This is a genomic window from Billgrantia antri, assembly GCF_017868935.1.
GTDB lineage: Bacteria > Pseudomonadota > Gammaproteobacteria > Pseudomonadales > Halomonadaceae > Halomonas > Halomonas antri.
In genome coordinates this window covers 2,002,680-2,016,986 of sequence record NZ_CP053383.1, presented here as the reverse complement: position 1 = coordinate 2,016,986, position 14,307 = coordinate 2,002,680, and the positions used below count along the sequence as shown (strand labels likewise).

The following is a 14,307-nucleotide window of genomic DNA, read 5'->3' as shown; positions in this document are numbered from 1 at the left end:
TCACCACTAACTTATAGCAGTGAAAAAACATGTAATACTAATCAATGCCCTCTTTACCTGCTCCTTTGTATGCGACAACTCGAGCGGCTGGCCACTTGAATGCTTCAGTCCATTCGACAGGGTCCAACTCGCCCGGCTGCGTTTCCGGCACGCAACCTTTCAGGCCTGTTATCGCACGTTCAAGGGCAGCCCACCCTTTAGCCTCTCCTATCGTTCGGTACCACCATTCGCGGTGCACCGCCCTCACTCGTACCGGTACCGAAGCCAGTCCCAGTCGCTGCGCCATGGCCAGTCGGTGCAGACCTCGGTTAATTTTCAGCAGCCGCCCCTCGCGACTGACAGCCACACCAAGTTCATCCTTGCCGCGAGTCTCATCGAAGCCATTCTTAGCCATATCATCGAGAAACCCTAGATATACATGCAGATATGCCAGAATACGCTCCCGTGAATTCAGCAGCACTCCTTGCTGATGGGAAGTCCAGGGACGCCCAGCATTGAGCTGAGTAGCCAGCTGAGCAAAGCGTTCGGTACGCGTTAGGTCATTCCTATGCTCGTCGAGTTCGCTAATAAACCGATACCGCGTACCAAAACGCAGGTCGCCACGCCGCACATCCCACTCCCCGCCCCAAATAAAAGCCGAAGAGGATGGTCTGAGTTTATACGAGTAGCCACGCCAATCTGTGCTGCGAATCAGCTCGCGAGGATTGACGTGCAGGATCAATGAATTGCCTAGGTAGCTTTCGATTGCACGGCGGGGCAATCCATAACACTCCAGAAACTCGGAGCCAGGGTAGCCTAACATCCACCAGCGCAGCAATCCCCGCTCGACTGGTATACCAATACCGGACTGGAATTTCTCGCGCGCTGCGACCTGCATTCTTGCTCTAAGAATTGGCCAGCGCATGCAAGTATCATACAATATATTGAAGGCAGGATCACCGGCTGGTGCGATGGGGATTTTATGTCTCTTTTCTTGGAGATTCAGGCGCATCCCTTCACCCTTTGGAAACAGTGCCTTCATTTGTGGAAGTGAGAAGGGGTTTAGCATGCAAGGTTCCGTAAAGAGCAGCCAACCAGAACGCATACATCATCACACCGCTGTTGTGCGCCATAAATACTTGGGACAAGCCGAAGTCTATATAGGCAACGGGCAACAACGCTCCTGCCACCGCCAGTGAGCGTAACTCCATGTCTTGCGTCTTGAAATGCTTGAGAAATAAGCGCAGCGGTATGAGATAGAGAGCCAGCAGCACGGCAAGGCCTATCAACCCTCGCTTCACAAAGGCGTCAAGAAACTCATTGTGCACATGCCCGTAACGGGTAACATAGGGGTTGATCACGCCTTCGTCCGCCAGGCGCTGCATACCTTCCTGGTAACCTTCAGTGCCCCATCCGATGATCGGTTTTTCCAGCACCAAGAGTGCCGAACCGCGCCACATTTCGAAGCGATCACCAAGCGACGTGCGCCGGTTCTCGCCGGAGGCATACTGCGAAATGTTGTCGACGGCTTGATGAATACGTGGTTGCACACCCGTTTGCGGCACTACATAGACCAGCATAGCCCCCGACACCATCAAAGCCAGCGCAGCTACCTTGAGCCTGGCAGAAAGCTGCCTGCCATAGCCGCGGTAAAGCACCAACAACACGAAGGGAAAACCGATCCAGCCACCACGGCTGCCCGAGAACAGCGAGCCTAGAATGCCCATGAGCGCGCCGACCAGCAGCAGCAGCACCCAAGGCCAACGCCGTGGCTGCACTACCGCCCACCCCAACCCCGCCAGGCAAAAGATGCCAAGCAGCATACTCAGATTGCCGAACTGGATGACGTAGGTGTAACCCTCTGCTCGCGCCACCTCTGCCACCAGCTTCTGCCAGCCCGCCCAGCTCCCCGCGCCGATGGCACCCAGAATGATGCCGCTCCACATCCAGGCCAAGCGTGGTGGATAGGCCATTACCAGTAGCATGGCAGGCACGGCCAACAAAAAGCGTATCGGTTTATCCAATCCGCGCGTGCCCTGCCCGTCCACCCATGCTGCCACCATGCCAACAATGGCATAAGAGAACAACGCAGCGATCACCAGCCAGTCCTGGCGAGACAACTCCAGTGTAGGGCGCACCACCAGCAGCCAGGCACTGCCCAACAGTAGCAGTAGCGCCCCGACCGAGTAGCCACTGGGCACTACCAAGGCGATGGCACCAAGCAGGAAAACGGCAAAGCTCGTGTACAAGTTTAAAAAAGCGGTTCTATTCGAGGCGCTGGGCAATGTGGTTGTCACGCTGTGGGCATTCACGAGTCAATAGCTTAGCTGATCCAGGGGGCAATATCCTACCACATCCCAGCCAGGCCAGCGCATCCTTAAGCGGCCTACTCATATGATTTTTCGCACATTCAAGGCAAGCTAGCCCCAGTAGGCGCCGCAATGCCGTATTTGATGCCTCAGTAAGCATTAGGGTTGGCGAATCCCTTGGCGATGGTCATCGCGATGATTCGCAAGTCCAGCCAAAGCGACCAATTGTTGATGTACCAGAGGTCGTGCTCTACACGCCTTTCCATCTTATCCAAGGTATCCGTTTCTCCTCTAAATCCGTTGACTTGCGCCCAACCAGTCATTCCAGGCTTGACCTTGTGGCGCTTCATGTAAGACTCGACTAGCTCTTTGTATTGTTCATTATGCGCCAATGCATGAGGCCGCGGCCCAACGATCGACATACGCCCTTGAAGAACGTTATAGAACTGCGGTAACTCATCAAGCGAAGTGCGCCGCAGAAAAGCACCAAATCTCGTCACCCTAGGATCACCGCGACGCGCCTGAGTCACCTGGCCATTCGACTCCTCGTGAACTTCCATCGAACGAAACTTATAAACCTTGAAATGCTTGCCGTTGATACCCATACGATACTGCTTGAACAATACCGGCCCTGGTGATTGACACTTTAGGACTATGGCGATCACCAAGCAGGCCGGTAACGATATCAGCAGGAAGAGCGACCCCAGTACGATATCCTCGACTCGTTTGACGAAACGCGCCGTCTCCACCATCGGTGTCACGCTCAGGTCGATGGCGAAACGCCCCGCGACCTCGCTGATCTGGTGGTTAAGCAGTTGAATCTCGCCGAACTCGGGAATGAACCGGACTTCCACCGTCTGATGCCGCAAGGCATGCATGATCTCGCGTACTGTACTCCCCATTTCCAATGGCAGGCAGATCCATACCTCTCTAGCTTCAGAAGCTTCGACACGCCGTGCCACGCATTCCAAGAAGTCTCGATTCGGCTTGCCATTCAAACGCTGTACGCCAGATATAGCGAAGCCCTCCCCTGGCGACTTTCGCATGCTTCTGGCCACATTGAGTATATTCGTGCCCGGCCCGACCAGGAATACTCCACGCAGATTCTTGCCTTTGGCGCGGGCATATTTCAAGGCCAGCATTACTGCGACTCGGAAGCCCCCAGCCAGCACTAGTGAAAAAACCATCGTCATGCCTAGCCAGAGACGCGAGTAACGAACGGAAGCTTCGGCCAGATAGATGATCGAGGTCGCCATAAGCGTGACCACCAACCAGACCCCCACCAAATGAAAAAGAATGGTGGCCAGGCGGGTCGTGCGCCAACGTACATAAGCGTCATCAATGAAATTGGCCATGACCACGAAAATTGCAATCAGGAACATTCCGATAACGAAGCGCTCATGTACGTCAAAAGTACCGAAGCGGAGGTAATGGGCCAGTATCCCACTCACGATAACTGAAAGTACATCCACCAGCGGTACGAAAACCTGCGCAGGATAGCGTTCAGTTATCGGACTTCTATTTCTTGCCTGCCCCATGAAGGCAACCACTCCATCAGCATTAACAGGTGAAATCACTCATCCAACACACGAGACCCGGCTCACTTCATCCAATACGCTCGTCACCAAATGCTGAAACCGCTTGGCTACCACTGTCTCGGAAAACTCCTTGAGAAAGCGTTCACGGGCGGCATCGCCCAGTAAACGGCGGTACTCGGGGTCTGAGTCGAGCTTTTGAATGGCGGCCACCAGCGCCTCCACATCGTGCGGAGCCACGGTTATCGCACACTCCTGATCGGGTGCTACCCAGTTGACACCGCTATTCAACCAGCAGTTGATGATCGGCTTGGCACAGGCCATGGCCTCCAGCTGGGCGATGCCGAAAGCTTCGGAAGGATACACCGAAGGGAAGAGTACCGCGGCCGAACGCGAGATCAACTGATATTTTCGGCGCTCGCTGACGAACTCAGGAATCACCGTCACCTGCTCTGGAAACTCCTTAGCCAGCCGGTCGAAGGCCTCCTGCTCCGGGCCACGGCCAAACACCACGAAGCGAACCCCCGGGGCTTCCACCGCCAGCCGCCGCATGGCCGCCGCCATGGGGCGCGTTCCCTTGTATTCCACTAAGCGCCCGAAGAAGACGAAGTAGCCGGGTGCCGGCAGCTCCTGTTCCGCCTCGCGGGCAGGCGCCGTCGGGGCCAGTGCCGCCTCGACGCACCCGCCCTCCAGGGCGTAAGGCAGAATGGCGATATCGCGCTCGATGGCCGAGAGCATCTCGGAGTGTTCACGCAGCTTGGGGCTGCCGGTGATCACCTGATCGGCACGTGTCAGCAGATAGCGATCGAAGGGATAGGTCAAACGCTTCAGCAACTTCTGCCGATGCACATCCATGTGGTAGCTCACCAGCCATTGGCAATTACGCATGCGACCGAACAACCAATAACCCATACTGGCCCAAGGAAACTGCAGGTTCACATGCACCAGATCGGCGGCGCGCGTTTCCCGCCAGTAATGCCAGAAGAAGGCCGGTGACAAGGGGACCGACTTCAAGTGGCCCCACGAGCCACAGCGAATGACCCGTACCCCATCGACGCATTCGCGGCGCGTCGCGCTACCCGAGGTCGCACAACACAGCACAGTCGCTTCGTGGCCCATGGCCTGATACCACTGCACGTACTGCTTGACAGCGGTTTCGATACCGCCAGTGTCGGGTGCATAGTGCTTATAGACCAGCAACACCTTCCTGACCGAGCTTGTCGTGCTAGCCGCCATGACACCCCTTGCTCATGCCCCGTCCACCATGCGATATACCTCTAGCGTCTGTGCGGCGCAGCGTTGCCAGGAAAACTCTCCCGCTCGCTGCAACCCAAGGGCACGGAGTTTATCACGCCGGCTATCGTCACGGAGCAGTAGAGTCAGTCCCTGTTCGATCGCCTCGATCTCGTGCGGCGGGACCGTCATGGCCGCTCCCGAGGCGATTTCCCCCAGGGAAGTATTGTCGGATGTCAGCACAGGGGTGCCACTGGCCATGGCCTCGAGAACCGGTAAACCGAATCCTTCATAGAGCGATGGATAGGCAAACACGGCAGCGGAAGCCATCAATGCCTGCACCTCGGGCCGTTGCAGGTAGCCTGTAACAATCACCCGATGCGGGGGTTTCACCTCGGCGATCAGACGCTTCAGCCCCGCTCCCTTCCAGCCACCGCCCCCGGCCAGTACCAGGGGATACTCGCGGGCAAGCTCGGGAGGAAGGGCCTGGTAGGCCCGCAGCAACCCCTCGAAGTTCTTGCGTGGCTCCAGGGTCGCCACCGCCAGCACGAAGCCCCGCCAACGCAACCCCAGCCGCTGCAAATATGGCTGGGTGGATGGTTCATCGCGGGGATGGAAGCCCGCTTCACAGCCCAGGTGCGTCACATGGATGCGCGATGGGTCCGTCTCCAACCCCAGTTCGAGCAGCTCGCGCTTGGTAGACTCACTTACCGCGATAATAGCCGACGCCTGCTGGACTGCTTTTGGAAGGTGCCGATTGAGGTACGCCACCCGCGACGGTGGATGGGCTTCCGGAAACCGGCTATGCGACAGGTCATGTACGGTAATCACCGTTTTCCCGCGAAACGGGTAGCCTACGAAGTTGGACTCGTGGTAGATCGTGCGGCTATCCAGGTTCGCCAGCAATTGCCCGCACTTGCGGCCGCGCCACCATTTGGCGGCATGGTAGGCCGCCGGCACATCGCGGGCGGCCACCCGCAGGCGATGCCAACGGGCTGCCGAAGAGCCTTGCCGTGCCTGGACCGGCGGCGGCTGACTGGCTTGTGTCAGCGATTGTTCGATCTGCTCGCGAGACCAAAGCCCCCGATAGGAAATACCGCTCAGCTCGATATCGGGGTAATCTCGAAACGCTTCCAGCAGGTTCAGGGTGTAGTAGCCGATGCCTGTCAAGGGTGGAGTCAGTGCATCGAGGCCTATCGTCAACTTCAAGCCAACATTCCTTGTTCATGTGCCAGCATATCCGCCAACGTATCATGCAAATCGTAGCACGGCTTCCATCCGGTCAGTGAATGCAACCGGGTGCTATCGCCACGCAATCGCGGAATCTCGTTGGCCCGGACGAAATCGGGGTTCACCCTGACCTCGATCTCATAGCCGGCCAGTTCGTTCATGGTCTCAATCAACGTGCGCAGTGCCGTGGCCTTGTTGGAGGCGATATTCACCCGTAGCCCTCGGGCATCGCTATCCAGCAAGGCGAGATAGGCACCGACCAGATCCCGCACATCGGTGAAGTCGCGGCTGACATCCATATTTCCCAACTCGATGACGCGCTCCCCTCGGGCGAAGTGCTTGACGATCTTGGGGATCAAAAAGCGGTCGTCCTGCCCCGGGCCGGTGTAGTTGAACGGCCGGGTGATCACGAGCGGCAGCCCCTCGAAATAGTTGGCCACCATGTGCTCCATGGCCAGCTTGCTGCAAGCATAATGATTGACCGGCGCAGGACACACCGTCTCATCGATGACCTCAAGACCCGGCGTGCCATATACATTGGCGCTGCTGGCCACCAGAATCCGTGAGGGCGGTGTGTCAAGCTCCGCCAGCGCCCCCAACAAGTTCAGTGTACCGAACACATTGGTGCGATAGAACGCTTCCTGATCGGCGTGGCCCACATAGGAAAGTGCCGCCAGGTGCACGACCCAATCAGGCTTCGCATGCGAAACGGCGGCCTGAACGGCCGCCGCATCGGTGAGATCGCATGCCTGACTCTCGTCGGCCCCGGTGGGGCCCGTGCCCCACCCGACCACTCGAAAGCCTTTTTCCTGTAGCGCCTTGACCATATAGCGCCCGGTAAAGCCGGACGCCCCTGTTACCAGGGCAGTTGGCATACAGCCTCCTGAAGAAATGCGTGGCTTAAAACGAGAACCCTTGCTCGTTCCGGCGCAAGTCGGCCTCGACCATCATCCGACACAACTCTTCCAGCGAGGTCTTCGGCTCCCAGCCCAGCTCATCCCTGGCCTTCTGCGGATCGCCGATCAGCAGCTCGACCTCGGCGGGACGATAGAACTTCGGGTTGACCTTGACCAGCACCTTGCCGCTCTTGGCATCCAGCCCCTGCTCCTGTTCGCCCTGCCCTTCCCAGCGCAGGTCGATGTCCACCGCCTTGAAGGCCAGCGTGACGAAATCGCGCACGGTCTCGGTGCGGTTGGTGGCCAGCACATAGGTATCCGGCTTGTCGGCCTGGAGCATGCGCCACATGCCTTCCACGTACTCCTTGGCGAAGCCCCAGTCCCGCTTGGCGTCCATGTTGCCCAGCTCGAGCACGTCCAGCTCGCCCAGCTTGATCTTGGCCACGCTGTCGGTGATCTTGCGCGTGACGAACTCGCGCCCACGCAGCGGCGATTCATGGTTGAATAGAATACCGCTGGTGCCGAAGATCCCGTAGGACTCGCGATAGTTGATCGTCATCCAGTGGGCATACAGCTTGGCGACCCCATAGGGGCTGCGCGGATAGAACGGCGTGGCCTCGGTCTGGGGAATCTGCTGCACCTTGCCGAACATCTCGGAGGTCGACGCCTGGTAGAAGCGGATCTCGGGGTTGACGATGCGTATCGCCTCCAGCAGGTTCACCGGCCCCAGGCCGGTGATCTCCGCGGTGGTCAGCGGCTGATCGAACGACACTCCGACAAAACTTTGCGCCGCCAGGTTGTACACCTCGGTGGCCTGCGTTTCCTGCAACAAGCGGATGCTGGACGACAAATCGGTCAGGTCATACTCCACCAGATGCAGGTTGGGATGATTCTGAATCCCCAACTCCTCGATCCGCCAGAAATTGACGGAGCTGGTACGGCGGTAAGTACCATAGACCGTATAGCCCTTTTCCAACAACAGCTCGGCCAGATAAGCGCCATCTTGGCCAGTAATTCCCGTTACGATGGCTTTCATCATTATCCTATCGGTAGTCATTAAAGGTAAAGCCCACATTATGCCGAAACACCTGATGATTGAGTATCGGACTCACAAAGCTTCTTTCAATGCTGCAGCTTTGTCCGTCTTCTCCCACGGGAAGGCGGTAAAGGTCTCGGTATGCTCTTGGCCGCTGATATCGGTCCAGTTGTAGCTGGCCTCGAAGGGCTCACGGCCAAAGTGACCATAGGCCGCGGTGAGCCGATACATCGGGTGAAGCAGGTCGAGCATACGGGTGATAGCGAAGGGACGCAGGTCGAAGTGCTCGCGCACAAGCTCGATGATACGCGCCTCGTCCACCTTGCCGGTGCCAAAGGTGTTGATCGACACCGAGGTGGGCTCGGCCACGCCGATGGCATAGGAAACCTGGATCTCGCACTTGTCGGCGAGCCCTGCGGCGACCACGTTCTTGGCCACGTAGCGCCCGGCGTAGGCGGCACTGCGGTCGACCTTGGAGGGGTCCTTGCCGGAGAAAGCGCCGCCACCGTGACGTGCCATGCCGCCGTAGGTGTCGACGATGATCTTGCGCCCGGTGAGGCCGCAGTCGCCCACCGGGCCGCCGATGACGAACTTGCCGGTGGGGTTAATGTGAAACTTGGTCTGTTCGGTGAGCCACTCGGCGGGGATCACCTCCTCGATAATTTCGCGCTTGACCATGCGCCGCAGCTCCTCCTGGTCGATCTCCGGCGCATGCTGGGTCGACAGCACCACCGCCTCGACGCCGCAGGGCATACCCGCCTCGTCGTAGCGGAAGGTGATCTGGCTCTTGGCGTCTGGGCGCAGCCACGGCAACAGGCCGTGCTTGCGCAGCTCGGCCTGGCGCTCCACCAGGCGGTGGGCATAGTGGATCGGCGCAGGCATGAACGACTCCGTCTCGTTCGTGGCGTAGCCGAACATCAGGCCCTGGTCACCCGCGCCCTGATCCTCCGGCTTGCTGCGATCCACCCCTTGGGCGATGTCCACGCTCTGCTTGCCGATCAAGTTGAGTACGCCGCAGGTCTCGCCGTCGAAACCGACCTCCGAGGAGGTGTAGCCGATGTCAATGATCACCCGACGCACCAGCTCTTCCAGATCGACCCAGGCAGAGGTGCTGATTTCCCCGGCGACAATCGCCACGCCAGTCTTGACCAGCGTCTCGCAGGCCACTCGGGCATGCTTGTCGCGGGCGATGATGGCGTCCAGCACCGCATCGGAGATCTGGTCGGCGATCTTGTCCGGATGCCCTTCGGACACGGATTCGGAAGTGAACAGGGAGTATTCGCTCATTGCTTTCCTTTACTCTGCTTGACTCATGAAAAGTTATTAAACTAGTTTAATTTTGTTCGTCACTATTTACATCCATTGGGACGAGCTCATATCCTTTAAGCGTTATGTCATCCTCTTCACCAACAAAAACCCTAACCTCTAAATCTTGCACTTTATCAGCAAGCTCAACATATCCTTCTGCGATAACACCGGGAGCATTAACCCTACCCGATATATGAAATTTTTCGTGCTGAACTGTCCCTTTACCGCTGACCACATCAACCCATGCTGCATTACTTACTCTTACCTCTCCACGGAGCACAAGGTGGTATTTTCCAGGCTCAAAAGAAACATAAGGGCCAAAACGAAGAAACCCCTCATTTCCATCAGAGACTATAGACCCACCACGTAACTCACCAACTTGCCTAGGTGTTGATAAGGGAAAGTGAGACTGTCGCAAACAAAAAGGTTCAAAGCACATCCCTCTTGCTAACAAGAGCTCCAGTCTCTCGCTTGTCGCCATGGACCGATACTCAGAATTCAAGCGAACTACCGAGTAATATTCCCTAGTAACAACTTCAACAAAACCTGAATTTTCAAGTTCAGAAACCACAGGAGAAAGTTGCTCAAGATATTCCACAGGATAAGGCCAACGGTGTGCCGCCTTCAGCATATCGATGTAAGGCAACACCACCACATCTGCCTCATTTCTGGCGAGCAGCAACAAAGTATCTTCAGTGAAATCTTCGTGAACTTTCCCCATAGGAAACCTCAGAAGAGTTTGCGGCCAGTGCTGTCTTGCATGAGAAAGATTCTTGTCACCTCCAATATTATAAGAAATTACATCCAAACGTGAAGCAATGTAGTTAACAAGGAAGTCGTTTCGCCAAGGCAAAAAAACCACACGATCACTAGAATCAAGATCATCCGCCATGACATCTACGAGTTGAGACTCAATATCCAAAAACATGGATCTGTTACGTACGTCACTGACATGTTTATTAAACAAGTCAGGGAGATTAAACACAAAAACAACACCAAGAAAACAAAAACTTAATATAAGCAAAGGTTTTTTCTGGCACCGGGACATACCAAGCATAATCAAACCCCATGCACCAAATGCCCCTAAGGCCCCCCAGCGATAACTTGCTCTCATATTTTTAAACCCGGGAAGATATTTGGAAAGAAGCTCTGATCCTGTTGGTGAAATAGCATACTTTTCATCCATTGCTGGCCCAGAACTGTAGTCCACAGGCTTTACAGAATTAAACTTTATTGAAGGCCCCAAGGCCATATAAAAGCCAAAAACAAAAATAAAGATTAGGGGCCATGTTGCAAAATGCTTCTTAACGAATAGAGCAGAGAAAATAGCACCAACCATAACCGGTAAAGCAAAAGAGGTAATCCATACCGATGAGTCACCGAAAAAAATACTCCCTGATCTTAACTCACTCCATCCCAAAAGATCCGGTAGCCAATGAACACCCGAGGATGGGAATAAAAGAAACGTGATATCAACGCCCCAGCCACGAAAAAAATCAAGCGGAGCAGGATGAAATTGCGTCTTACCAATATATAAAGCATAACAGGCGTATGCGATACCAAAACTAATTAAATGAATACATAGCCGACCCAAAATTCGCTGACGTGAGCTTGACTCGCTAATAAACACCCATCCACCAATCAAGCTGGCACCACTCGCAAACATCATAAAACTGTATCCATCCATAAATATGGATAGTAAGCATACGGAAACATAGGGTAAAAATATTTTTAAAAACAACTGAGAATATGTAATATCAGACATAAGATCAATTCTAAACAGGGTAAAGGCAGCTAGAAAATATAGCGGAAGCAACGCAATCCCTGTTGATACCATAGAATAGCCAGAATGGTTCCACACCATTGGCATGGTTCCCCATGCCAATGCACCTAAAATGGCAAGCAAGCGGGGCACATCAAACATGCGCCCTATCTTGTAGGCCGAAAAAAATGCAACAGTTAACCACAGCACGATCATAGACGTGTAGGCATCTATCGCATTCATACCTAACGCCATGAAAGCTGCTGTTGGCCATACCCCGGCCAATCCAAATGCAATAGCAGCAGGCTCAGGGGCGCCAAAGTTGTGTGCGTAAATAGTTAGAAGAGATTCATTAAGAAAAGATTGTGAAAATCCCGCTGCCCAGACTGCTTGCCCCAAGGTAGGACTAGCAACAAATGGCAAAGCACCATTGACGTAAAAAATAAACACCAAAGCCACAAGAAACATACAACGTACCAATGCTTCCTGTGAGTATCTAGCTGATCGATTCATTATTTTTTCCCATACTTGACAACCAACTAGCCGAAAAATAAAACAAATCACCTGCTATAGTCACAACTCGCCCCAAAAGCACTGCTAGTAGCAAATCGGCAGGGCCTATAACACCACCCAAGAAAAAAAGAAGCACAACTTCTCTAACTCCGATACCAGCTGGCGCACCAGGCGTAACGAGTCCAGCAAGCCATGCAATTACATAAGCAGCACACAGTGCCGGAAAAGAGGGTAAAACAGTATAATTAGGAACGACAAGTGACAATACTAAAATAAAAATCACACCGGATATAGTTAGGAAAATAATCTGACAGATCAGAGCCGCAGCTATATCCCTAGAAAACCAATGACTTATCACAAAAATTAATGTCATGGCTACCACACAAAACAAGGTATAAGACATCAGGTATGATAATTCAGACCATACCAGGGGCACCACTAGTGGCCCAAAAATGGCGCCAGCCATCACGATTAGTCCTAGTTCCCACAGCGCAGATTTAGCAAGAGCGCGAGCCGGGAAACCTGCAGCCATGCCCAAAGCCTGGCGTCCGGCTAGATGAAAGATATTGCCGGGTACGTATTTGGCTAATTGAGATAGCCCATATGTTAGAATTGCCCACTTCACTCTCGGCTTTACTTTATTAAACAAAAGTAAATGCCACCAAGCATGGGCCAATAGAATGTTGGCGACACCGTAAAACAGTGAAAGTAAAACAACTATCAGCCAATCGGAAACATGAAATCGAGAGAAATCGATCTGATCTGAGTATGTGTCAAACTTCAGTAGGACAAAGACAACTCCCAGCAGACCAACCCCACCGCCAAATAAATGAAGCAAACGCTTCATTTGAAAATTTTTAACCATTTCTTCACCGCTTGATCCGGCAAAGCATCATAGTCCATGGCAACGGTTTTTTTACCTCAACCACCTCAAAGTAGCGGCTGACAAAATCGACAATTCCCCTACTAGACCAATGCTGAATGTGGCCGGGCGTATTCCCCAGGCTACCGATATATTTTCCGCGAGCAAGATTGAGCGCACGCCAAATTGGCTCACGTGGAACGCTGACTATTACATATTTATTAGCCACACGATGAAGGGCTTCAAGCCCTGATTTCGGATCTTCCAAGTGTTCTAGAACTTCGCAACATACAACAAGTTCAGCACTATCCTCATCTTTATTAATTTCATAAATACTTCTTGTAGAAAACTTCTCTGTAGGCAGTCCGGCGCTCTTAGCATTTTCCTTAGCCAAACTAATAACTTTATCAGAAAAGTCACTACCACGTGCATCAATTCCCTGTTTATTCCAATCTATAACCCAGTAACCCTCACCACATCCCACCTCATGTATTGTTTTTGGCTCAACTTTATCTACCAAGTCGGACAGGGAGGCAGAAAACCCTTTCATAATTCGTCGTACAATGGGATTTTGAGATGCATATTTATCGTATGAATTACCAACGACTACGCCATCTTCTTTCAATCCCTCAGAAATTTTCATTTAGTGACCTCCCGCATATTATTTAAATTTACTTTTTCGCATTTAACACCATCAGAATACTGGTCAGATTTTAACCCATATCTTATATCCTCTAACATCTTTCGATTTGCAGCCAACAAATCTGCCAGAAAAGCGACAAGAATAGTTTGAAATCCGGCCCCCAGCATAACACTAGCCAATATGAGAGACTGTACATGCCCATCACCTTGGCCGTTGAAATAGAACCAGAGGTAGCGTAATCCAATGAGAAAGCCAAAACCAAATAGAGTGGCACCAATAATGCCAAAAAAACGAAACGGGCGATAAACGACAAATATTCTAACGATCGTTACAATGGAGCGGCGGATATAAGCAGGAATACTCTTAAACAACCTAGATGGTCTAAGATCTTCATTGACCCGTACTGGTACGGATGTTATTGCCATGTTTTTCTGTCCAGCTTGAATGATGGTTTCCAATGTATAGGTGTATTCGTTGAAAACCATCATCTGCTGAGCAGCTTTTCGAGACATGGCACGGAAGCCGCTGGGCGCATCGGGAATATCGGTTCGACTTGCAACACGCACGACCCAACTACCCAGCTTCTGCAATATCTTTTTTACGGGAGAAAAATGCTCAATCGTCGCGATTGGTCTTGCTCCAACCACTAGGTCCGCTTCACCGTCAGTGATAGGCTTGGTCAGAGCAGGAATATCCTCTGCATTATACTGATTGTCCGCATCAGTGTTGACAATGACATCCGCTCCCAGGCGCAAACAGGCATCCAATCCGTTCATGAACCCTTTGGCCAGCCCCTCATTGCGAGTATGCCGCACAATATGATCGACGCCATTCTCTTGTGCAACTCTAATGGTCTCATCTTCGCTGCCATCATCAATAATGAGCCACTCAACCTTATCAAAGCCTGGAACCTCTCTTGGCAGTGCACCAAGTGCAATAGCAAGGGTGCCTTCTTCATTATAACAGGGTATTTGTATGATGAGTTTCAAACTAAATTCCTA

General features: G+C 53.3%; 12 protein-coding genes. All 12 read right to left on the bottom strand.

All coding sequences use genetic code 11. The features are described from left to right. Nucleotides 1–37: 37 nt before the first annotated feature. The 12 genes from HNO53_RS09380 to HNO53_RS09325 all read right to left on the bottom strand — a co-directional run bounded on the left by HNO53_RS09380 (nucleotide 38) and on the right by HNO53_RS09325 (nucleotide 14,295). Nucleotides 38–1,048 (bottom strand): hypothetical protein, encoded by a 1,011-nt coding sequence (locus tag HNO53_RS09380; RefSeq protein WP_209478071.1) that lies wholly within the window; start codon nucleotides 1,046–1,048, stop codon nucleotides 38–40. Then, on the bottom strand, nucleotides 996–2,276 hold the full coding sequence (locus tag HNO53_RS09375; protein WP_242597596.1) for an O-antigen ligase family protein: 1,281 nt from the start codon (nucleotides 2,274–2,276) through the stop codon (nucleotides 996–998). The genes HNO53_RS09380 and HNO53_RS09375 overlap by 53 nt, the downstream gene beginning before the upstream one ends. A 161-nt stretch (nucleotides 2,277–2,437) precedes the next feature. Next, on the bottom strand, nucleotides 2,438–3,826 hold the full coding sequence (locus HNO53_RS09370; RefSeq protein ID WP_209478069.1) for an undecaprenyl-phosphate glucose phosphotransferase: 1,389 nt from the start codon (nucleotides 3,824–3,826) through the stop codon (nucleotides 2,438–2,440). A gap of 39 nt (nucleotides 3,827–3,865) precedes the next feature. Then, nucleotides 3,866–5,059: a glycosyltransferase gene (locus tag HNO53_RS09365; RefSeq protein WP_209478067.1), complete on the bottom strand. Its 1,194-nt coding sequence runs from the start codon at nucleotides 5,057–5,059 to the stop codon at nucleotides 3,866–3,868. A gap of 12 nt (nucleotides 5,060–5,071) precedes the next feature. Further along, nucleotides 5,072–6,265, bottom strand: coding sequence for a glycosyltransferase family 4 protein (locus HNO53_RS09360; protein ID WP_209478065.1), 1,194 nt, complete (start codon nucleotides 6,263–6,265; stop codon nucleotides 5,072–5,074). Then, nucleotides 6,262–7,161, bottom strand: coding sequence for a GDP-mannose 4,6-dehydratase (locus HNO53_RS09355; RefSeq protein WP_209478063.1), 900 nt, complete (start codon nucleotides 7,159–7,161; stop codon nucleotides 6,262–6,264). Before HNO53_RS09355 ends, HNO53_RS09360 begins: the two co-directional genes overlap by 4 nt. A gap of 25 nt (nucleotides 7,162–7,186) precedes the next feature. Further along, nucleotides 7,187–8,221 (bottom strand): GDP-mannose 4,6-dehydratase, encoded by a 1,035-nt coding sequence (gene gmd, locus HNO53_RS09350; RefSeq protein WP_209478061.1) that lies wholly within the window; start codon nucleotides 8,219–8,221, stop codon nucleotides 7,187–7,189. A gap of 69 nt (nucleotides 8,222–8,290) precedes the next feature. Further along, nucleotides 8,291–9,505, bottom strand: coding sequence for a methionine adenosyltransferase (gene metK, locus HNO53_RS09345; RefSeq protein ID WP_209478059.1), 1,215 nt, complete (start codon nucleotides 9,503–9,505; stop codon nucleotides 8,291–8,293). A 46-nt stretch (nucleotides 9,506–9,551) separates the two neighbouring features. Continuing rightward, nucleotides 9,552–11,801 carry a hypothetical protein gene (locus HNO53_RS09340; RefSeq protein ID WP_209478057.1) on the bottom strand — a complete coding sequence of 750 codons (2,250 nt, stop codon included), beginning with the start codon at nucleotides 11,799–11,801 and terminating at the stop codon, nucleotides 9,552–9,554. Further along, nucleotides 11,785–12,666, bottom strand: coding sequence for a hypothetical protein (locus HNO53_RS09335; RefSeq protein ID WP_209478055.1), 882 nt, complete (start codon nucleotides 12,664–12,666; stop codon nucleotides 11,785–11,787). The genes HNO53_RS09340 and HNO53_RS09335 overlap by 17 nt, the downstream gene beginning before the upstream one ends. 4 nt (nucleotides 12,667–12,670) lie before the next feature. Then, entirely contained in the window at nucleotides 12,671–13,306 is a 636-nt protein-coding gene (locus HNO53_RS09330; RefSeq protein ID WP_209478053.1) for a class I SAM-dependent methyltransferase, read from the bottom strand. Next, a complete protein-coding gene (locus HNO53_RS09325) occupies nucleotides 13,303–14,295 on the bottom strand; it encodes a glycosyltransferase family 2 protein (RefSeq protein ID WP_209478052.1) in 993 nt (330 codons plus the stop codon). Before HNO53_RS09325 ends, HNO53_RS09330 begins: the two co-directional genes overlap by 4 nt. Nucleotides 14,296–14,307: the final 12 nt, after the last annotated feature.

Excerpts from the sequence above, each read along its gene's own strand:
- HNO53_RS09340 (WP_209478057.1), bottom strand. The coding sequence starts at position 11,801 with ATGAATCGATCAGCTAGATACTCACAGGAAGCATTGGTACGTTGTATG.
- HNO53_RS09380 (WP_209478071.1), bottom strand. The coding sequence starts at position 1,048 with ATGCTAAACCCCTTCTCACTTCCACAAATGAAGGCACTGTTTCCAAAG.
- gmd (WP_209478061.1), bottom strand. The coding sequence starts at position 8,221 with ATGATGAAAGCCATCGTAACGGGAATTACTGGCCAAGATGGCGCTTAT.
- HNO53_RS09370 (WP_209478069.1), bottom strand. The coding sequence starts at position 3,826 with ATGGGGCAGGCAAGAAATAGAAGTCCGATAACTGAACGCTATCCTGCG.
- HNO53_RS09365 (WP_209478067.1), bottom strand. The coding sequence starts at position 5,059 with ATGGCGGCTAGCACGACAAGCTCGGTCAGGAAGGTGTTGCTGGTCTAT.
- HNO53_RS09355 (WP_209478063.1), bottom strand. The coding sequence starts at position 7,161 with ATGCCAACTGCCCTGGTAACAGGGGCGTCCGGCTTTACCGGGCGCTAT.
- HNO53_RS09335 (WP_209478055.1), bottom strand. The coding sequence starts at position 12,666 with ATGGTTAAAAATTTTCAAATGAAGCGTTTGCTTCATTTATTTGGCGGT.
- metK (WP_209478059.1), bottom strand. The coding sequence starts at position 9,505 with ATGAGCGAATACTCCCTGTTCACTTCCGAATCCGTGTCCGAAGGGCAT.
- HNO53_RS09330 (WP_209478053.1), bottom strand. The coding sequence starts at position 13,306 with ATGAAAATTTCTGAGGGATTGAAAGAAGATGGCGTAGTCGTTGGTAAT.